This is a genomic window from Croceimicrobium hydrocarbonivorans (assembly GCF_014524565.1).
GTDB classification, from domain to species: Bacteria; Bacteroidota; Bacteroidia; order Flavobacteriales; family Schleiferiaceae; genus Croceimicrobium; species Croceimicrobium hydrocarbonivorans.
The window spans coordinates 2300125-2318863 of sequence record NZ_CP060139.1; the positions used below are offsets into that span (position 1 = coordinate 2300125).

20 protein-coding genes and 1 tRNA gene are annotated in these 18739 nt (G+C 41.3%); 10 read left to right on the plus strand and 11 right to left on the minus strand.

Features of this window, described 5'->3' with window-relative positions; genetic code table 11:
* The first annotated feature begins 50 nt into the window (after nucleotides 1-50).
* Nucleotides 51-791, plus strand: a complete 741-nt coding sequence (locus H4K34_RS10300) for an IS3 family transposase (RefSeq protein ID WP_246452228.1) — start codon at nucleotides 51-53, stop codon at nucleotides 789-791.
* Between the two features lie 229 nt (nucleotides 792-1020).
* On the opposite strand, the gene H4K34_RS10305 is transcribed toward H4K34_RS10300, so the two are convergent.
* The 10 genes from H4K34_RS10305 to H4K34_RS10350 form a co-directional block, all read right to left on the minus strand.
* Nucleotides 1021-1761, minus strand: a complete 741-nt coding sequence (locus H4K34_RS10305; RefSeq protein ID WP_210757339.1) for a peptide arginase family protein — start codon at nucleotides 1759-1761, stop codon at nucleotides 1021-1023.
* Nucleotides 1762-1782: 21 nt separating this feature from the next.
* The gene (locus H4K34_RS10310; protein ID WP_210757340.1) at nucleotides 1783-2559 is read right to left on the minus strand and encodes an Abi-alpha family protein; all 777 of its coding nucleotides are present in this window, start codon (nucleotides 2557-2559) and stop codon (nucleotides 1783-1785) included.
* A 439-nt stretch (nucleotides 2560-2998) separates the two neighbouring features.
* Nucleotides 2999-3277, minus strand: coding sequence for a hypothetical protein (locus H4K34_RS10315; protein ID WP_210757341.1), 279 nt, complete (start codon nucleotides 3275-3277; stop codon nucleotides 2999-3001).
* 42 nt (nucleotides 3278-3319) lie between these two features.
* Complete coding sequence (locus tag H4K34_RS10320) at nucleotides 3320-3805, minus strand: hypothetical protein (RefSeq protein WP_210757342.1); 486 nt, start codon at nucleotides 3803-3805, stop codon at nucleotides 3320-3322.
* A 416-nt stretch (nucleotides 3806-4221) separates the two neighbouring features.
* Nucleotides 4222-4305 (minus strand) — tRNA-Leu (locus H4K34_RS10325).
* A 54-nt stretch (nucleotides 4306-4359) separates the two neighbouring features.
* Complete coding sequence (locus H4K34_RS10330) at nucleotides 4360-4737, minus strand: hypothetical protein (RefSeq protein WP_210757343.1); 378 nt, start codon at nucleotides 4735-4737, stop codon at nucleotides 4360-4362.
* Between the two features lie 2 nt (nucleotides 4738-4739).
* On the minus strand, nucleotides 4740-5270 hold the full coding sequence (locus H4K34_RS10335; protein WP_210757344.1) for a 3-hydroxyanthranilate 3,4-dioxygenase: 531 nt from the start codon (nucleotides 5268-5270) through the stop codon (nucleotides 4740-4742).
* Between the two features lie 95 nt (nucleotides 5271-5365).
* Nucleotides 5366-5947 carry a MarC family protein gene (locus tag H4K34_RS10340; protein WP_210757345.1) on the minus strand — a complete coding sequence of 194 codons (582 nt, stop codon included), beginning with the start codon at nucleotides 5945-5947 and terminating at the stop codon, nucleotides 5366-5368.
* Nucleotides 5948-6030: 83 nt separating this feature from the next.
* Nucleotides 6031-6474, minus strand: coding sequence for a cold-shock protein (locus H4K34_RS10345; RefSeq protein ID WP_210757346.1), 444 nt, complete (start codon nucleotides 6472-6474; stop codon nucleotides 6031-6033).
* A gap of 12 nt (nucleotides 6475-6486) precedes the next feature.
* Nucleotides 6487-7698, minus strand: coding sequence for a DEAD/DEAH box helicase (locus H4K34_RS10350; RefSeq protein WP_210757347.1), 1212 nt, complete (start codon nucleotides 7696-7698; stop codon nucleotides 6487-6489).
* 299 nt (nucleotides 7699-7997) lie between these two features.
* Between H4K34_RS10350 and H4K34_RS10355 the strand changes: the two genes are divergently transcribed.
* From H4K34_RS10355 to H4K34_RS10385, 7 genes are all read left to right on the plus strand, one after another.
* Nucleotides 7998-8852, plus strand: coding sequence for a T9SS type A sorting domain-containing protein (locus H4K34_RS10355; RefSeq protein ID WP_210757348.1), 855 nt, complete (start codon nucleotides 7998-8000; stop codon nucleotides 8850-8852).
* 27 nt (nucleotides 8853-8879) lie between these two features.
* Nucleotides 8880-9455, plus strand: a complete 576-nt coding sequence (locus tag H4K34_RS10360; protein WP_210757349.1) for a DUF3109 family protein — start codon at nucleotides 8880-8882, stop codon at nucleotides 9453-9455.
* Nucleotides 9456-9860: 405 nt separating this feature from the next.
* Nucleotides 9861-10835: a ribonucleotide-diphosphate reductase subunit beta gene (locus tag H4K34_RS10365; RefSeq protein WP_210757350.1), complete on the plus strand. Its 975-nt coding sequence runs from the start codon at nucleotides 9861-9863 to the stop codon at nucleotides 10833-10835.
* Between the two features lie 63 nt (nucleotides 10836-10898).
* Entirely contained in the window at nucleotides 10899-13394 is a 2496-nt protein-coding gene (locus H4K34_RS10370; RefSeq protein ID WP_210757351.1) for a ribonucleoside-diphosphate reductase subunit alpha, read from the plus strand.
* Between the two features lie 52 nt (nucleotides 13395-13446).
* A complete protein-coding gene (locus H4K34_RS10375; protein ID WP_210757352.1) occupies nucleotides 13447-13926 on the plus strand; it encodes a hypothetical protein in 480 nt (159 codons plus the stop codon).
* A 26-nt stretch (nucleotides 13927-13952) separates the two neighbouring features.
* On the plus strand, nucleotides 13953-14357 hold the full coding sequence (locus tag H4K34_RS10380) for a hypothetical protein (protein WP_210757353.1): 405 nt from the start codon (nucleotides 13953-13955) through the stop codon (nucleotides 14355-14357).
* A 53-nt stretch (nucleotides 14358-14410) separates the two neighbouring features.
* Entirely contained in the window at nucleotides 14411-14575 is a 165-nt protein-coding gene (locus H4K34_RS10385; RefSeq protein WP_210757354.1) for a hypothetical protein, read from the plus strand.
* Between the two features lie 207 nt (nucleotides 14576-14782).
* Here the strand turns inward: H4K34_RS10385 and H4K34_RS10390 are convergent, their stop codons facing one another.
* On the minus strand, nucleotides 14783-15805 hold the full coding sequence (locus tag H4K34_RS10390; RefSeq protein ID WP_210757355.1) for a hypothetical protein: 1023 nt from the start codon (nucleotides 15803-15805) through the stop codon (nucleotides 14783-14785).
* Between the two features lie 255 nt (nucleotides 15806-16060).
* Here H4K34_RS10390 and H4K34_RS10395 point away from each other — a divergent pair, with 255 nt between their 5' ends.
* Nucleotides 16061-16384: a DUF962 domain-containing protein gene (locus H4K34_RS10395; protein ID WP_210757356.1), complete on the plus strand. Its 324-nt coding sequence runs from the start codon at nucleotides 16061-16063 to the stop codon at nucleotides 16382-16384.
* Nucleotides 16385-16524: 140 nt separating this feature from the next.
* A complete protein-coding gene (locus H4K34_RS10400) occupies nucleotides 16525-18729 on the plus strand; it encodes an LruC domain-containing protein (protein WP_210757357.1) in 2205 nt (734 codons plus the stop codon).
* Nucleotides 18730-18739: the final 10 nt, after the last annotated feature.

The window sequence follows — 18739 nt, forward strand, 5'->3', positions numbered from 1 at the left end:
AGCAGATTAAAGCGGATTACGCTGTCAGTACTGCCAGGGCCTGTAAAATCATTAGCCTTGAGCGCTCTGGATATTACTATATATCCAAGCGAGACGATAAGGAGGTAGAGGAAAAGCTACGCTGGTACGCGGAGCATTATCCTGCGCGTGGCTGCCCATTTTATACCAAGCGTATTCGTAAAGAGGGTTATGCCTGGAACAAGAAACGTATCCGCAGGGTGTACATCAAACTGGGGATGAACAAGCGCAAGAGGAAATGGAAGCGACGTATTCCTAACCCTGACAAAGAGGTGTTGCTGCAGCCTTTAGCTCCTAACCTATGTTGGAGTGCCGACTTCATGCAGGACCGCTTAGAGAATGGTGTGAAAATGCGTGTGCTCAACATTATTGACGACTACAACCGCGAAGCTTTGGCTTGCAAGGTATCCAGCAGTTTCCCTTCCGAACATGTAGTAGAGCAATTTGAGCAGCTAATAGAGTGGCACGGTAAGCCATTTACCATAAGAACTGATAACGGAACAGAGTTTATGGCAGAAGCCTTTCAAAAGTTTTGCAAACGACATCAGATAAAACACTTAAGAATACAGAAAGGAAAACCTATGCAGAATGGCTTTTGTGAACGCTTTAACCGCACCCTGAGAGAAGACGTGCTCAACGCTTATCTCTTTGAAACGAAGACGCAGATGCAAGAGTTAATCAATCATTGGATGGAAGACTACAATCAAAACCATCCGCATTCTTCTCTTGGAGACATGTCTCCAAGAGAATTTAAACAAAGGCTTATTGCCTAAAATCGATAATTTAGACCTGTTGGAATAATGGGGGACTTACACGACCAATGCAGGGTGTGGCTCGGTTTTACATCTAGAAAAGGGGGTATGAGACTAATATCCAGTAGGTAGTGCGACAGGGTTTCAGAATGGTAAGGTCGCGATTTAGCAACCTTAATGGATTAAAATTTGCAGTCATTGGAGTTGTGGATCGCTCTGAGATTTTCCAATGTAGTTAGATCTTCTAGTGTTAAGGTAATTGTGTAATTTGTCTTAATTCGGGGATAAACTTATTTTCTAAGGCTTCGCTAAAAATAGAAGCAATATCTAGAGCATTATTCCAGCCTCCACAACATTCCGGGCTTAGGCAAATTGTAATGACCGTAATTTTATTTTTTAATGTTGCCAATGATTTAGCAAACTCGTAGATGACTTCATTGGTGTAAATTTGAATGTACTCTTTGTCTAATTGGGTGAAGAAGAAATCGATGTCAATATTGATGATACAGCGGTTGTTACTGTCTTCAATCCAAGAGTGTATTTCATGACACATGGTTAAAAAATCTTCTTCTCTTGTTATTATATCTCCTTCTTTATTTCCATCTCGATGAGTTACGAAAGTTGCTTTACCAAATATTTTTGGATACAATATTTGTAGGTTTAGAATGTAGTTGTCCCATCTAAAAATTTTAGAAGCGTTTTTTTGTTCGTATATGACTTCAAGATTTTCATATTCGCTAAAATTTAAATTTTTCAATTCAATTTTTTTGTCTATAATATATTCTTGAATTACTTCTGGTGAATTTAATAAATCATAGTGTCTATCTATGTGTAGGAATATATTTTTGCCTTCTTGATCTACTTCTTGGAGCCAGCACCATGCAGAGGCGAGATGATTATCCATGATATAGATATTATCTTCTTTATAGAGGAAATTAACATTTTCATCAAGTGATTGTTTTAATTTATAGTGAGGTTTTTTAATCCACATATTGGTAAAAATAAATCTTTGTTAAAGAACCGATCTATTGGTGTTTAAAGCGTGAAAGTGTCCGATTGAATTATAGTAATGTTCGGTGTCGTTTTGGCCATTTACAGCGGCGTTTAAATGGAGAAGGAATGGAGAAGGGATGAACTTAATGTCTTGTATGTTGTCCATATTCTCATGAAAACCAGAAACGATTGAGTTGTTTAAGGCATCAGTAATTAATGATAAGCCTCTTAGGTTGTCGATTTCTCTATCCAAGCGATGTATATCTGAAGTGTTGCTAATCGAAAATAATTTATCTAGTGATGTTTCAACGTGTTGTAGTGGGACTATTAGTCCGTTTTTATCCTTGCCAACTATCACTTCGTCGCAAATGAACTTAATTATGCGGGCTTGAACGGTAGAAAGGGATTTTAAAGTCTGAATATATATAATTTTTGAGTCGTCATTTTGTTTTTTGCTAAGAGATGATACCAATAACCCGGCCCACATATCTAATAGGTTTTCGTCGTCTTGCCATGAAGAATTATTCATGATCTCATTTGCTATTCTGGGATTGAGAATTAAGTTATGATGTGTAGGATCAATTTTGAGTTTATCTTGAGATTTTTGAGCCATCTTTATTAAGTTGCAAATACGCCAGTATCTAACTTTATCTTGGAGCATTAATCCAAATTCATCAGCTGCTGGAGTGCAAATCTTGCTAAGAAAGTTGATAGCTCCTTTCGCCCCTTGGTCAACAAAAATTTTAAGTGCTTCTCCGTAAGGCTTGAGGCCTAGAATATCTTTTGATTCAGACATTTCGTGAGGGTGTTAATGTTTGATCGATTAATATATCAAGAAAATTGAGCATTTTTTTGGCTTGTTATCGAAGTGCCTTCCTTGAATGAGAAAGGACCGTTGGTAGCGAGGGGCGAAAACCGGCTCGGTTTTGCGTCTTTAAGGGGAAGCTTCAGGGGGTAAGTGGCAGTAAGTTAGATAGTTGTGCTTAAAGGTGCTAAGGTCACGATTTGGCTAATTTTTCGTGATTTGGGCAAAAAAAAACACCTTACTTTTTCGTAAGGTGTTCTAAATCAGTGATTTAAAAGTGCCCGGAGCCGGAGTCGAATTGCAAACGGCTGTAATGGCTGTTAATAATCAATGTGTTATGTTTTTAGGATTGTTTCAGTATTTATGGTTTTCGGCAAACTTTCGGCAAACTTTTTGTCTGACTAATACGGTAAAAGATATTGATAAATAGTTAGTTAGGGTCAACTAAGTCTTTTTCTGATACTAAAAATGTGTCAGAAAATGAAGAGTGATTATGTTCCCTGCAAAGAGGTGTGATGAATTCTTTTGATGTTGAATTTACATTGAATACATGGCCACCTGCTTCTGCTGGCCAAATGCAGCCTGGGACTCTACATGAAATGTTAGCATTCGTGTTGCCTGATTTTTGTTTCCATAAATCAAGCCAATCTTCATATCCTGCAGGACGAACTCGATTCGAAGTGGATTTCTTATTCTTTACTGTAATCATTTGAAACTCATTTAATGAAAATATGAAAGTGTTGGCACCAGATTAGCTTGGGGGAGTTGGGCTTTTCAAAAAGAATTGGATAAAAAAACCAATTAATGCACCAGTAAGGATAAAAATTAGCTGCCAATGATGTTGATATTTATACCTCCGGTATTCTTTAATAAACATTAGACCCTTTACTGTAGTGTATAATTTAATGTCAGGCACTTTACCGTGTTCCCCAACCGCCTTAAGGAGTCTTTTCGATGATTTTTTATTGATATCACTTTTTGATCTTTGAGCGCTATATGTTGTGCTATTCCAGTGGGTTTTCAAGAATTCGACAGGGTCTTGATTACCTATACTAGAAATTCTGATGTAATCTTCTTGAATAAGTTCGATCAAAGCTCTTCTTATTGTTCCAAGATCTTCATGAAGACCGTGTAAGAATTTATTGGCAACCGTCTCAGAAGTGGATCTATTAAGGCTTTCAAAATGTTGTAGAATCTGTAATCTTAGGTCAGATCTTTTGTGTAGCCATTTTTTCATTAGTCTAAGGCTTCAGGTAAGTTGGGGTTAAAAGGTTTGGTGATTAAGTTAAAGGAATCGTTAAGATACAATAGTTTGAGAATATGGATTGTGAAGAAAATCAAGTAGTTCCTCCAATTCAAAATAAGATAAACCTTAGTTGAATATGTCGTCATGTAGCCTCTTCATTTCCCGTATTTATTGTAAACGGTGCGGGCTGTTATTTGGGATTAAAACTACAACCGAGTTGGGTGAAAACCGGCTCGGTTTTGCATCTTGAAGGGGAAGCTTCAGGGGGTAAGTGGCAGTAAGTTAGATAGTTGTGCTTAAAGGTGCTAAGGTCATGATTTGGCTAACTTTTGGCTAACTTTTCGGGATTTGGGCAAAAAAAAACACCTTACTTTTTCGTAAGGTGTTCTAAATCAAAGATTTAAAAGTGCCCGGAGCCGGAGTCGAACCGGCACGGGTGTTACCCCATTGGTGTTTGAGACCAACGCGTCTACCAATTCCGCCATCCGGGCTTTTCCGATTTAGCGGGCGGCAAATATAAAAACTATTTTAATTGGGAAGGCTTTTTAAATCAGCTCTTTTTCATTGTAGCGATTTACACCCAGGGCAATGATTTTTCGGATTTCTGCTTGCTGCTCCTCGCTAAGCTTCTTTACATGAAAGCAGCTCTTGCCCTTCAACATCTTTTGCAATCCTTCCGAAAGTTGAAAGAGCTCGGGATCGGTGTAGATCGGGAAGAAGTAAAAGCGGATATCCTTGGGCTTGGCGGCAGTAGAGGCGAAATAGTATCCATCTACCTTTTGCTTGCCTTGCATGGTTTCTTTACGACCACAAACCTCCAAGCCTCCCGGGCCTTCTTTGCGCACTCGTAAAGGCGGACATTGTTCCTTGAGGCTTTGCGCTAGGAAGCTTTGAATTTCAGCTAAGTCAGAAAGTTCACTCATGCTTAATCGGTAAATCTTGGATCCGTTTCCATCTGGGTACCGCAATTGCTACAAGTGCGTTTTTCTTCCGAGCCATAATAGTCTTTAAAGCGAGGTAGAAAGTCCTTTTCAATATTGTTGAGGTGGAAATAGGTCTCATGCAATTTGTGATTGCAATTATCACAGAACCACATTAAACCATCCTGATGCTTGCTTTCACGCACGCGCTCAATTACCAAACCTACAGAACCTTCACTACGCATGGGTGAATGTGGCACCTTGGGTGGAAGTAAGAACATGTCTCCTGGCCCCAAATGAATATCAACCGGCTTCCCTTCATCCTGAATGCGAACGGTGATATTGCCTTCTAATTGATAGAAGAGCTCCTCCGTTTCATTATAGTGGTAATCTTTACGGGCATTTGGTCCGCCCACGATCATTACGATATAATCTTCGCCCGCGGGATACAGATTTTTATTACCAACCGGGGGTTTTAATAAGTCCCGGTTTTCATCGATCCACTGCTGAAGATTAAAGGGTTTTGCTACCGCCATGCTTGTCTTGTCTTTGCGACGAAGATAAGAATTTGGCCTACTCTGTGGTTAGTAGTTGGTCGCTGGTAGCTAGTAGTTTGTTGTTGGTGGCTTATTTAAGCCATGGTGAAAAGCATTTTCGCATTTTCACTGAAAAGCTTCACGGCAATCGCTAAGAGGATCACCCCAAAAACCTTGCGAAGGATATTTAATCCGCCTTCTCCTAAAATGCGCTCCAGCCAGGCTGCACTTTTAAGCACGGCATATACCAAAATAGAATTAAGGATAATGGCAACCACAATGTTTTCAGCGGCAAATTCAGCGCGAATAGATACAATGGTAGTCATTACTCCCGCTCCGGCGATCAGGGGGAAAGCCAGGGGAACGATGGATGCTGATTTGGGTTCTTCATCCTTTATAATGGTAATGCCCAGCACCATTTCCAGGGCCAGGATAAGCAGCACCAAGGCTCCTGCAACAGCAAAGGAGTTGATGTCTACCCCGAAGTATTTCAGGATTTGCTCACCAACAAAGAGGAAGAGGATCATAATTGCCGCTGCAACAATGCTCGCCTTCTCACTTTGAATATGCCCTACTTTTTTGCGGAGGGAAATAATGAGGGGGATGCTTCCCATCACGTCGATTACTGCGAACAAGATCAGGGTTGCCGATAAAATTTCCTTAAAACTAAATGACATGGCCTCTTTTTTTTGAGGCCGCGAAATTAGTCTTTCCCTTTGGATTGGGGAACCCCCTCAACAAAAGCTTAATCAAGTAATGATTAACGCATAACTTGTACGTTTACAGCGGATGGGCCTTTAGGGCCTTTCATGGTCTCGAAGCTTACGAGGTTACCCTCTTTCACTTCTTCTTTCAGCTGATTTACGTGCATGAATACGCTTTGTCCGGTTTTCTTATCCTTGATAAAACCGTAACCTTTAGATTCATTGTAAAAGGTAACCGTTCCTTTGCGGAGGCCATCCTCTTCTTCATCTTCACGGGCCCCTTTAGGTACACCAATTTCAATGTTCTTGGCTTTTACCTTTTCGGCGGCCTCTGGTGGGGTGTCGTGGAAATTGCCATAGACGTCCATATAGGTGATGTTGTCACCCTTGTCGCCAGCATTGGCTTTGCGCTCTAAGCGCTTGCGTTCTTTCTCTTCTTTCTTTTTAGCGCGTTTCTTTTCGCGTTCTTTCTTTCCGAAGGTTTCTTGAGATCTTCCCAAATTGATATTTATTTATGATTCTATAAAAGTGTAAGCGATTCCGGTTTTGCCTGCGCGGCCGGTACGACCCACGCGGTGGATATAGCTATCCATGCTGCGAGGGATTTGATAATTGATCACATGTGATACATCATCCACATCAATCCCACGGGCCGCTACATCGGTAGCAATTAAAACCTGCAGCTTGCCGGCTTTAAAGGAGTTTAAGGCCTTTTGACGGTAATTTTGGCTTTTATCACCATGAATTTCATCGGAACGAATATCCGCTTGACGGAGTTTGCGATTGATCTTGCTTACCCAACGCTTGGTCTCGGCAAAGATGATCACCTTATCGAAGCCAGGTCTTTGCAGCATCTCCTTTAAGACCTCTATTTTAACCTGTCCGTCTTTTAAATGGATTAACTCCTGCTGAACATGGTTGTTCGTTAGGTCACCGCTGCTAATTTGCAAGCGTACCGGATCCACGAGAATTTCACTTATACGACGTTCTTGGGCTCGATCCAAGGTGGCAGAGAACAACAAGTTCTGGCGTTCAATCGGCAAGAGGTCAATAATGTGATTGAGGTCGCGCTCAAAGCCCATGTCTAAAAGGCGGTCGAACTCATCAATAACCAACATCTTAATGGAGCGGAAATGCAAGGCATTACGCTGGTGTAAATCTAAAAGTCGACCCGGAGTGGCAACGATCAAATCTTGATTACGAGCCGCTTTACGCAGGTCGGTATTCATATTGGTGCCGCCAATAAAAACAGCACTATATAATTTAAGTCCTTTACTTAAGCTGCGGTATTCTTCTTCAATTTGTACTGCAAGCTCACGGGTAGGGGCTAAGATTAAGGCTTGGTGTTTACCTTGAATCTGTCTTTGTAATAAGGGTAATAAAAAGGCTGCCGTTTTACCACTACCGGTTTTGGCAATCCCTAAAAGATCACGACCCGCTAATAGGGGTTCCAAACTTTTTTCTTGAATTTCAGTGGGCTTTTCATAGCCTTTAGCGGCCAGTAATTCCTTTAATTTAGGATGGAGGGCGCTGTCTTGATATTCGAAGCTGGCTTCAAAGTGACGTTCTTCACGGGGCTCAGCCTGGTTTAATAAATCCTGCGGCTTAATGCTGCTAGGATTCTTAGGCTTGCCTTGCGGTCGACGTCTTCCTTTAGGTTTGCCAGTATGTTGAGATTTAGGCTTTCCCGGTCTACGGGATGGAGCCGTTGTTTTTCTATTCATAAATAAGATACTAAAACCCAGTCTTTAGCTCGCGGAGAAGGCAATAGGCGAAAGACTTCAGCAATTGAAGCTGAAGATATATTTTCGGATATGGGACTAAAGGCAGTGGTGTTGATGTGCGACTTAATTTAGAGTCAATTGTTTATACGGGGCCAGGGGTTCCTAGCCTAATCACTTAAGAAAACAATTGCTTGTCGCTAAGAATTGAGCGGCAAAGATAACTAATATTTAGAATTCTGTTTTCATAGGCCACCCAGCTATTCTATCTTTCTGGGCGTTAAACTTGTAAATCCTCCCCTATGAAGCAATTTCTATTCGCTGTTATGCTCTTTTTCTCAGGTCTGGCTCAGGCTCAATATCTCAAGTTTTCGGACAATAGTAATGAGTGGTATGTTAATCACTATCCCACTTTCGGGATACATGGAACCAATGCCTATGTCTGTCGATTGGATACCGTCATCGGATCAGTGCGGCATTCCCGCTTTATTCGGATAAATTTAAGTGGTCAAGCTTTAGATACCCTTGCTTGGGTGCTTGAAGATACTCTTGCTCAAACCTTAAGTTTTGATTTTCCGGTAGGTGGTCCGGTGGATTACAGTATCGATTTTACCTGGCAGCAAGGCGATACCTTTTCTATATCAGCCTTTTCAGGGGGAATGCAGCAAATGAAAGTGGACACGGTTTACCAGGCACAGTATTATAGTAATGGCCCCCTTCGTAAAACTTTGTGGATAAGCGCTACCGATCCTAGCTGTACCTGGACTACCGCGGTGGTAGAGGGTTTAGGACCTATGACTTCACCTATTTGGGCTTTTGAAGATTGCCAGATTATAAGCGAAGTGGGATATGAGTTGCGTTGCAAATTAGAGCAAGGTCAAAGGGTTTATGGTGCGCCAGGAGAGTGCTATATATTATCTGAATCTGAAATGGAGATCCAATCCTTAAGTCTCTATCCCAACCCAACGCGGAATGACTTGCATATTGACGGTCTGGATAAGCCTCGCGATTATACATTATATAATAGTCAGGGAGCTTTGCTTTTAAAGGGGCGGCTTTCGCCGAATAGGCCTTTAACTATTAGTGTGCTTCCTAACGGAGTGTATACCTTATCGATAGAAGGTATCGAAGAGCGACTGTCTTTTTGCAAGCAATAATGATGCGGAGAGCCGTACTTTTGCCCCATGATTTCACATGGTAATACCCTGCTCTCCGAAGAATTGCTTTCGGAACAATTTGTTTGTGACTTGCTAAAGTGCAAAGGTGCCTGCTGCGTAGAAGGCGATGCCGGTGCACCTTTAGAGCCTGAGGAGGTAGACATCCTTAAAAAGGAATATTCCAATTTTGAAAGCTATCTGCGCCCTGAAGGACGAGTAGCAGTTGCGGAGCAAGGTACTCATGTGATTGACCCCATGGACGACGAACCCGTTACTCCTTTGGTAAATGGTGCCGAATGTGCCTATGTAGTTTTCGATGAGAAAGGAACCACGCTCTGTGGAATTGAAAAAGCTTGGCGCGATGGAAAGACTTCCTTCCGCAAACCTGTTTCCTGTCATTTATATCCCATCCGAATTCAACGATACAAATCCTTCGATGCGGTGAATTATCATCAATGGCAAATTTGTGCTCCGGCCTGCGACTTAGGTAAGGAGTTGAAAGTGCCTGTGTTCCGCTTTGCCAAAGACGCTTTGATCCGTAAATACGGGGAAAAATGGTATCAAGACTTAGAAAATTTAGCGGAGGAGTGGGAGCAGTGCTAAGGCCTTGAAGCCCAGTGGTTAGCTTTTAAATTTCTGATAATCAGCGTTTTGTATTCTTGTTTCTAAAAATCCGCCTTCATATTGTTATGCAGTTGTTAACAATTAGTGTGGATTATTTTTGGGAAAATCGCAGAAAATGGAGTTGGAAATTTTTTAACTCCCGCCAATCCTGCCTTTGCGGATTTTGCGCTCTTAACCTTGTGTTAATAAATGCGGCTAAATGTGAAAAAGTAGCCGTTGTGATCCCTTGACCCATTAGCCATATTTGTATAGCAAGCTATTCTACCTAAAGAGTTTGTAATCTCTACTCACCGTTCGAATTTGTTGAAATTCAATGAGATAACATTTTTTCTCTAGGCCTTATAGCCCCTGAAACAGGCGTTTAACACAGAAAACAGCGAATACATGTCGGCATTGGAACCCATTTTAGCAGAAAATAAAAACCGCTTCGTATTATTCCCCATCGAGCATCATGATATCTGGGAATGGTATAAGAAGCAAGAAGCGAGTTTCTGGACTGCGGAAGAAATCGATTTACAACAAGATGTAACCGATTGGGCGACCAAGCTTAATGATGATGAGCGTTATTTTATTAAACATATCCTGGCCTTTTTTGCAGCCTCCGATGGTATTGTAAATGAAAACCTCGCTGAGAACTTTGTGAACGAGGTGCAATACACCGAGGCGAAGTTCTTCTACGGTTTCCAAATTATGATGGAGAACATCCACAGTGAAACCTACAGCTTATTAATTGATACCTATATAAAGGACAAAGAGGATCGCAATCGTTTATTCCGCGCTATCGAAAACTTCGATGCCATTAAGCGTAAAGCGGATTGGGCCTTGAAATGGATTGAGAGCGATTCTTTTGCAGAACGCCTAATCGCCTTTGCTGCCGTAGAAGGAATTTTCTTCTCGGGTGCTTTCTGCTCTATTTTCTGGTTGAAGAAACGTGGCTTGATGCCCGGCTTAACCTTCTCTAATGAGCTTATTTCTCGGGATGAGGGTATGCACTGTGATTTTGCCGTGCACCTGCATAATAATCACCTGATCAATAAAGTACCCGAAGAGCGCATCAAAGAAATCATTGTGAACGCTTTAGATATTGAGCGCGAGTTCATCACCGAGTCTTTACCCGTTAACCTTATTGGTATGAACTCCAAATTGATGACTCAGTACCTCGAGTTTGTAGCCGATCGTCTTTTAGTGGAACTGAACTGCGAGAAGGTTTACAATGTGGATAATCCCTTCGACTTTATGGAAATGATCAGCCTGCAAGGAAAAACCAATTTCTTCGAAAAGCGCGTTGCCGAGTATCAGAAAAGCGGCGTAGTGCAGGGAAGTCAGTCGAACGCAATTTCTTTCGACGCAGATTTTTAATAAGACCGATAAACACCTAATGATATCGCTTCGGGAAAAGAAGCAACCACCAAAATTCAGAATATGTACGTACTAAAAAGAGATGGCCGCAAAGAGGCTGTGAAGTTTGACAAAATCACAGCCAGGATACAGAAATTATGCTACGGTTTAAGTGAGTTGGTAGATCCAACCAGCGTAGCCATGAAAGTGATTGAAGGAATCTACGAAGGAGTAACTACCTCCGAACTGGATAGCCTTGCGGCTGAGGTGGCAGCGAGTATGACCACTCGTCACCCTGATTATGCACAATTAGCAGCGCGTATCGCGGTAAGCAATTTGCATAAAAATACCACTAAGTCTTTCAGTGAAACCATGCGTGATCTGTACGACTATGTGAATCCTAAAACTGGAAAGCACGCACCTCTTATCTCTAAGGAAGTAATTGAGATTATCGAGAAGAATGCAGAAATGCTGGATTCTACTTTAATCTACGATCGCGACTTTGGTTACGATTACTTCGGTTTTAAAACTTTAGAGCGCTCCTATCTTCTCCGCATGAGCGGTAAAATTGCCGAGCGTCCTCAGCATATGTTAATGCGGGTGGCTATCGGTATCCACTTTGAAGATTTGGATGCAGTGATTGAGACTTATGATTTGATGAGTAAGAAATACTTTACTCATGCTACGCCAACTCTATTCAATAGTGGTACGCCTAAACCTCAAATGAGTAGCTGCTTCTTGCTGTCTATGAAAGACGACAGTATTGATGGTATCTACGATTCATTGAAGCAATCGGCGCGCATTAGCCAAAGTGCAGGTGGTATTGGCTTAAGCATTCACAATGTACGTGCAACCGGTTCTTATATCCGCGGAACAAATGGTACTTCCAATGGTATTGTACCTATGCTGCGTGTGTTTAACGACACCGCTCGTTATGTAGATCAAGGTGGTGGTAAGCGTAAGGGATCCTTCGCTATTTATGTGGAGCCCTGGCATGCGGATATCTTCGATTTCCTTGATTTGAAAAAGAACCACGGTAAAGAAGAATTACGTGCCCGTGATTTATTCTATGCTCTGTGGATTCCAGATCTGTTTATGGAAAGAGTAAAAGCGGATGCCGAATGGACTTTGATGTGTCCTAATGAGTGCCCGGGCTTATTCGACGTACACAGCGAGGAGTTCAATAAGAAATATTTGGAGTACGAAAAGGCCGGTAAAGGTCGTCGTACCATTAAAGCTCGCGAATTATGGGGTAAGATTCTGGAATCTCAAATTGAGACCGGAACGCCTTATATGCTTTATAAAGATGCAGCCAACTCTAAGAGTAACCAGCAGAACTTGGGAACTATTCGTTCTTCTAACCTTTGTACTGAGATTATCGAGTACACCAGCGAGGATGAGGTAGCGGTATGTAACCTTGCTTCTTTAGCGCTGCCTATGTTTGTGGATGGCGATAAGTTCGATCACCAGAAATTATATGAGGTAACCTATAAGGTAACCAAGAACTTGAACCGTATTATCGACCGTAACTACTATCCGGTACCAGAGGCGCGCAATTCAAACATGCGTCACCGTCCGGTAGGTTTAGGAGTACAAGGTTTAGCTGATACCTTCATTAAACTGCGTTTACCCTTTACCTCAGAAGAGGCGAAGAGCTTAAACAAGGACATCTTCGAAACCATTTACTTCGCTTCATTAGTAGCAAGTAAGGATGAGGCCATTAAAGATGGTGCTTACGAAAGCTACGAAGGATCACCTATCAGCCAAGGTAAATTCCAGTTTAACCTTTGGGGTGTAGAAGAGCAAAAATTGAGCGGTCGTTGGGATTGGTCAGCTCTTCGCAAAGAGATCAAAAACCATGGTGTGCGTAATAGCTTATTATTAGCGCCCATGCCAACTGCATCTACCAGCCAGATTTTAGGAAATAATGAGTGCTTTGAGCCTTATACTTCCAATATCTATACGCGTCGGGTATTAAGTGGTGAGTTTATCGTAGTAAACAAACACTTGTTACTGGATTTAGTAAATCTAGGCTTGTGGAATGAGGAATTGAAAAACGAGATTATCCGTAATAATGGATCTATCCAAGATATCGATGTGATTCCTCAAAACATTAAAGAACTCTACAAAACCGTTTGGGAGCTCAGTATGCGTGATATTATCGATATGAGTGCCGAGCGTGGTTACTTTATTGATCAGTCTCAGTCCTTGAACTTATTCATGGAAGGAGCCAATATCGCGAAGCTGACTTCTATGCACTTTTATGCATGGGAAAAAGGCCTCAAGACCGGAATGTATTACTTACGTACCAAAGCGGCTTCAGACGCCATTAAATTCACCGTACAAAAGCAAACCAAATCAGAGGTTGAGCCTGTGGTAAACAGCAAGCAAACTGAGAAGATTGCCAGCGGTGATAAAATGAAAGAGATGAAGGCCAATATGGAGAAGGCAGCTGCCGTAGGTGAAATCCGTGCTTCAGAACTCGCCAAAGCGATTAAAGAGCAAAGTGAAATGACCCCAGAAGAGCAGTTAAGCTGCAGTCTCGACAATCCAGATGATTGTATCGCCTGCGGATCTTAGTTCCTTTCTTTAGATATAGTGGAAAAGTCGGTACTTTGTGCCGACTTTTTTTATGTTTCGTATACTACTATTTATAGCATTAAGCATTTCACTGCAAGCGCAGGAAATGACAGGAGAGCAGGCCATTAGCAAAGTGTTTAAAGTGCTAAATGGAGAGGAGGTGAAAATCCCTGATCCAGGCAAGCGAGAGGCGCTCTTACAAAGTGGTGCCTGGGAGGCTTTGGCTTATATAGATGTTCGTTTGACATTTCAAGCCAGTGAAGAGGATCTCCAAGAAGCGGTGCCCGATTACTATCGTTTTAAAGCGGAGGATTTGATATTTAAGCTCATCAACCCGGAAGATCATAATCAATACGGTTATGAGGGCAAGCTAAAATACCGTTGGGAGAAGGATACCTTGCTGGTTCTTTCGGCCGATGGTCGGGAAGTAAAAGATCGCTGGCAATTATTGTATTTGGATGAGAATTACCTGGCATTAAAAATGGATGCTTTAAGGGTGTTTTTTGCCCATACCGCTACCCAAGAAAACTAAATTGAAAAATTAGATAACAGGCAAAAATGACGGCAGAAAGACAGAATTTAGAGATTGCCAAGCTGCAGAAAGAAGTGGAAACCTACCTCAGTTTAGGGAGTACTCAAATGATATTCGATTATCGCGAAACGGGTCAGGGAATTCGTTTGGATGTGATTACCGTGAACCCTCGTCATAATCAATCTTTTCTTTTTCACCATAGCACAGGCTATGATCGAATAGATGCTCTAAAACAGATTCATACTTATGTAAAGGATCATTATGAGCGTCAGAATTCCTATACCGTACAATGGAGTGCCAAGGGTGATAATGAGTTGCACACCTCTTATTTTCGTGCTAAGGATATTCCCGAGGCCTTAGATAAGTTAAACTTTGGCAGAGACCCCAATAGTTTAACCATCTTCAGCGTTGTATTAAACCCCATTAGCTAAGCCCTGAAATTTTGTAACTTCGACGGAAACAGGGTTAAAAATTTAGGGAGATTATGGAAAAACAACGACGAAGTGACGTACGGCAAAGGGCCAGACAAATCAGAAAAGCCCAGAAAGCAAATCTAAGTACCAAGGATTACTTGCAAAGGGCCTTGGTGGTGCTTATCATTTTAATCATTCTTGCTGCGGCACTATTTATTTACGAGAACTTAACCTAGGGGCATTAGCTTTAAATCGCTGTTAGGGCCTTTTTAAGAAATGTAGAATTTACACTTTTTCCTTTGGATTTAGCTGATTTTTAGTATATTCGAGTACTAACTAAACAGGGAAAGCTATGGAAGAAGTTACTAGAAAACGTTCTGACATGGCTCAACGAGTGGGAATTGTATTAATCATTGTGGCCATTGTTGCCGTAGCACTTTCGATCACATAAAAGGATTGGTCATTTCTATTTTGCTCTTGAGCTGATCGATTCGGGTTTTAATCCGAATGAAAAATTTATTCCTCTCTTTTTCAGAAATATTGCTGATAAGAGAGGATTTTTCTTTTTGACCATTCAAGTAAAGAGACATGCTTTCGGTAAGCAAGGGGTCATTAGTGTTTAAATAATTAAGACCCGCATAAGGAACGAAATAGAGTTTCTTGTTTTGATCCAATTCAGCCAGGATATGATTATCCATGATTAAGATTTCATGGTAATACATTTTGTACTCTGCAGCACTGAATTCTTCTGCATTACTGTGATGGGCTTTTTTACCGCGTAAGGCCTGGCGGTAAATCAACTTCATCATATCCTGATATTCATCACAAATGGCGATGGCCTCTTCCTTAGAGTTTAAGAGACCGGCTTCGTAATAGTATTCCAATTGATTGAGCAGGCTGAGGATGGTGGTATCGTTCCAAATCTCAACACTGTTGATTTTGGAATAGGCTTCCCAGAGGTCCTCCCCTAACTTAAGTAGATCCTTGGGGATCATATTAACCTCGTATTGGAAACTATCCAGTCGATCTACTCCATAGATAGACTTCAGCCAAACAAACATTTTAAAGGCACTTAGGCGAGGATAGCGGAATTGATAATAGATCGGGATATCCTTGGCCTGATATATTAACTGATGTGACTTATAGTTCTTAATACTGTGTAATTGTACTAAGCTATTTTGGAGATAATTCCGGAAATCATCCAAACTGCGAATAAAAGAACCCTTTTGGAAAACTACCGATTGATCACTTTGTCCAATCAAGTGATTTAATGGAATGCTGAAATGCCTGGCGATAACCACGGTGTCATTTAAGCTTAGGTCGGTAGTTCCACGAATTCTCCGGTAGGCTGAGTCCCGACTGCAGTGTAAAAGGTCGGTGATTACATCTACCAGGATTTCATGATCGCTAACGCGCTCACGTACCATATTGAAAAATAGGCGCTGGAAATTGTTTGGGTTCTTCATACTCTGCAGGGGTAAAATTATTATAAATCCTTGTTTCTGCGGAATTAAGAAGTATTCATATATGACAAAGCTGTATTAATTCGCGACAAAGTGCAGCTTAAATCCTGAAAAATGCAGTTTCTGCCCTCTTGTAGAAATTGCAGTTGCAGTTTTTGCCAAAGCCATTAATCAATAAAGAGTAAACTAGAGACGGAAATCAGCCTACGGATAAATGCTTATCTTAGAGCAGGGTGGGAGCTGATCAAATTAGTGGAGATGGCGGAACAGAAGACCTACAAAAGCTTAAAGGAGTTTTATCCTTTTTACCTTTCAGAACATCAGGATAGCACCTGTCGAATATTGCATTTCATAGGCACCGGATTGGTGCTACTTAGTTTTTTATCCTTTTTAGTGACTTTCAATTTCTGGTTTTTAGGCATTATTCCCTTTTTGGGATATGGCTTTGCTTGGGTGGGGCATTTCTTTTTCGAGCAGAATAAACCCGCGACTTTCCAATACCCAGCCTACAGTTTGGCTAGTGATTTTATAATGTTTTGGGATTTACTCCGTGGTAAAGAGTCATTCCATCCGAAGAAATAATCTCGATGTGGGACAATTTGGAAATATATTCCCGAAATGGGAATACAAACAAATAATTGAAAAACTTAATCACTTGTAAATCAGAAATATAGTAACTTGGCACCTTCTCTGTTAATTAATGGCATGTCTAAAAACCCCTAATGATGAAATTAGTAGCCAAAACTTCAATACTAATCGCAACTGCCCTCTTTTTCACGGCCTGTGAAAAGGATAATAATACGGATTCAGGTCCAACAGCTGTGAATCAAAGCAGCTCTACTTTGGATCTTAAAATTCCGGCCGGTTTCAATTTTGAGACTACCGAAAGTGTAAATCTTGATCTGAATATCGATCAGGCTCCTTTAAATGCCAGATACTTATTAAAGGTTTATACCGAGAATCCTTCAGTAGTAGCTTCTCCTATTTACCAAGCTTTCATTTCGAATGGTGCAAGCTTAAATACGGCTGTTACCATTCCTTCCGGATTACAGCAATTGTATTTGGTAATGCAAGCTCCAGATGGTTCAAGCTTCTTAACCATCGTTCCAAAGGCTAAGAATATTGCCCACACTTTCTATCGTTCCAAGAATAAAGCTCAAGTAGAGAGCTTCGGTAGTCCTGATTGTGTGAGTGGATGTGATCATTCTCTAACTCACAATAACTGGTGGGAAGCCAATATCGAAGATGATGTTTACTGCGTAACCGGTAGCTATAATGGCAACGGCGGTATTACCGTAAAAAATGGTGCTATCCTACGTCTTTGTGGTAGTGGTTCCATTCCGAACCTTACTTTGAATAAAGGACAAATTCAAATTGTTGCCGGTGCCAATGTAACCGTGAACAACTTCAACATCAATTCAAACAGCGATAATGAATTAGTAGTTTATCAGGGTGCAACCCTAACTATCACCAACTGGTTTTCGCCCAATGCTGATGTAGTAAACTACGGTACTATGAATGTTGCTGCTCTGAACCTGAACTCAGAAGCCAATCTTGAAAACCACGGTGACTTTACCGTTACTACCACTAACTACTGCTCATTTAATGGAGATGTAGATAACTATGGAACTTTAATCGTTTCTGGAAATGCTTCTATCAACAGCGGTTCCAAATTTGAGAACTATTGTGGTTTATACTTTAATGGAGACTTGCAGCATAATGGAGAGATTAAATGTTTCTCTTATACTAAGGTTGGTGGCAAGTGGACCATCAATGGTGGAGCTAAGCACGAAATGAAAGATGGTGCTATGGCCGTATGTGAGGATCTTATGCTGAACGGAAAAATCGAAGGAAAAGGAAGTACTTCTCTCTTCAAGGTAAATGATCGCTCGGATGCCAACTCTGGTGCCGAAATCAAGAAAAACCTTCAGTTCTGTGATATGAACGGGATTGAGAATATCGCTAGCAGCATCTTTAAGGATGGCGCTGTTGAAGGTTGTAGCTTGGTAATTCCTAGTGGTTCTTGTAATCCAGAAGGAAACGGTCAACCACAAATTGCTGATGCCGATAATGATGGTGTTGCTGATGAATTGGATGCTTATCCAAATGATGCCAGTCGCGCAGCCAACTCTTACTTCCCATCTGAGAATTCTTATGGTACGGTTGCTTATGAAGATTTATGGCCAGCTTTCGGTGACTATGATTTTAATGACTTAGTAGTGGATTACCGTTATCAGCAAGTTTTAAATGCGAATAATGAAGTGGTTGATTTGAAAGCTCGCTTTGTATCTCGCGCCATGGGTGGTTCTTTGGATAATGGCTTCGGTATTGCTTTAGATGTAGCTCCAAGCGCAATTAGCTCTGTAAGTGGAACTCGTTACTTTAACAATGTGGTGTCTACCAATGCAAATGGAACGGAAAGCGGTCAGTCTAATGCGGTAATCATTGTATATGATGATGCTTCTCAAGTACTTGTAAATACCACCGGTCAGGCATTTGTGAATACCGTTAGTGGTAACCCAACTGTAGCGCCTGATACTACTGATATTACCATCAACTTTAGCAGTGCTCAAACTGCTGCTTCTTTAGGAACTGCTCCTTACAATCCTTTCATCTTCGTAGATCAGACTCGTGGTCGTGAGGTGCACCTTGCCGGTGAAGCGCCAACTGATTTAGCAGATGCTAGCTTGTTCGGTACCCTTGATGATGATACCGATCCTAATAGTGCAGATGATACTTATAAGAGTGCCAACAACTTACCTTGGGCTATCCACGTAGTAGGTGGTTTTAATTACCCCGAAGAGCGAGTAGATATCTCTCAAGCCTATAATTACTTCAGTGTTTGGGCGCAATCAGGTGGTTCTTCTTATACTACCTGGTACGATGATCAACCTGGATACATCAATCCTTCTGATCTCTATCAATAGAATTAGAAAA

Coding starts and splice junctions, on each gene's coding strand:
- H4K34_RS10400 (WP_210757357.1), top strand. CDS start 16,525: ATGATGAAATTAGTAGCCAAAACTTCAATACTAATCGCAACTGCCCTC.
- H4K34_RS10315 (WP_210757341.1), bottom strand. CDS start 3,277: ATGATTACAGTAAAGAATAAGAAATCCACTTCGAATCGAGTTCGTCCT.
- H4K34_RS10370 (WP_210757351.1), top strand. CDS start 10,899: ATGTACGTACTAAAAAGAGATGGCCGCAAAGAGGCTGTGAAGTTTGAC.
- H4K34_RS10330 (WP_210757343.1), bottom strand. CDS start 4,737: ATGAGTGAACTTTCTGACTTAGCTGAAATTCAAAGCTTCCTAGCGCAA.
- H4K34_RS10340 (WP_210757345.1), bottom strand. CDS start 5,947: ATGTCATTTAGTTTTAAGGAAATTTTATCGGCAACCCTGATCTTGTTC.
- H4K34_RS10360 (WP_210757349.1), top strand. CDS start 8,880: ATGATTTCACATGGTAATACCCTGCTCTCCGAAGAATTGCTTTCGGAA.
- H4K34_RS10395 (WP_210757356.1), top strand. CDS start 16,061: ATGGCGGAACAGAAGACCTACAAAAGCTTAAAGGAGTTTTATCCTTTT.
- H4K34_RS10355 (WP_210757348.1), top strand. CDS start 7,998: ATGAAGCAATTTCTATTCGCTGTTATGCTCTTTTTCTCAGGTCTGGCT.
- H4K34_RS10375 (WP_210757352.1), top strand. CDS start 13,447: ATGTTTCGTATACTACTATTTATAGCATTAAGCATTTCACTGCAAGCG.
- H4K34_RS10320 (WP_210757342.1), bottom strand. CDS start 3,805: ATGAAAAAATGGCTACACAAAAGATCTGACCTAAGATTACAGATTCTA.
- H4K34_RS10350 (WP_210757347.1), bottom strand. CDS start 7,698: ATGAATAGAAAAACAACGGCTCCATCCCGTAGACCGGGAAAGCCTAAA.
- H4K34_RS10365 (WP_210757350.1), top strand. CDS start 9,861: ATGTCGGCATTGGAACCCATTTTAGCAGAAAATAAAAACCGCTTCGTA.
- H4K34_RS10380 (WP_210757353.1), top strand. CDS start 13,953: ATGACGGCAGAAAGACAGAATTTAGAGATTGCCAAGCTGCAGAAAGAA.
- H4K34_RS10335 (WP_210757344.1), bottom strand. CDS start 5,270: ATGGCGGTAGCAAAACCCTTTAATCTTCAGCAGTGGATCGATGAAAAC.
- H4K34_RS10385 (WP_210757354.1), top strand. CDS start 14,411: ATGGAAAAACAACGACGAAGTGACGTACGGCAAAGGGCCAGACAAATC.
- H4K34_RS10310 (WP_210757340.1), bottom strand. CDS start 2,559: ATGTCTGAATCAAAAGATATTCTAGGCCTCAAGCCTTACGGAGAAGCA.
- H4K34_RS10305 (WP_210757339.1), bottom strand. CDS start 1,761: ATGTGGATTAAAAAACCTCACTATAAATTAAAACAATCACTTGATGAA.
- H4K34_RS10390 (WP_210757355.1), bottom strand. CDS start 15,805: ATGAAGAACCCAAACAATTTCCAGCGCCTATTTTTCAATATGGTACGT.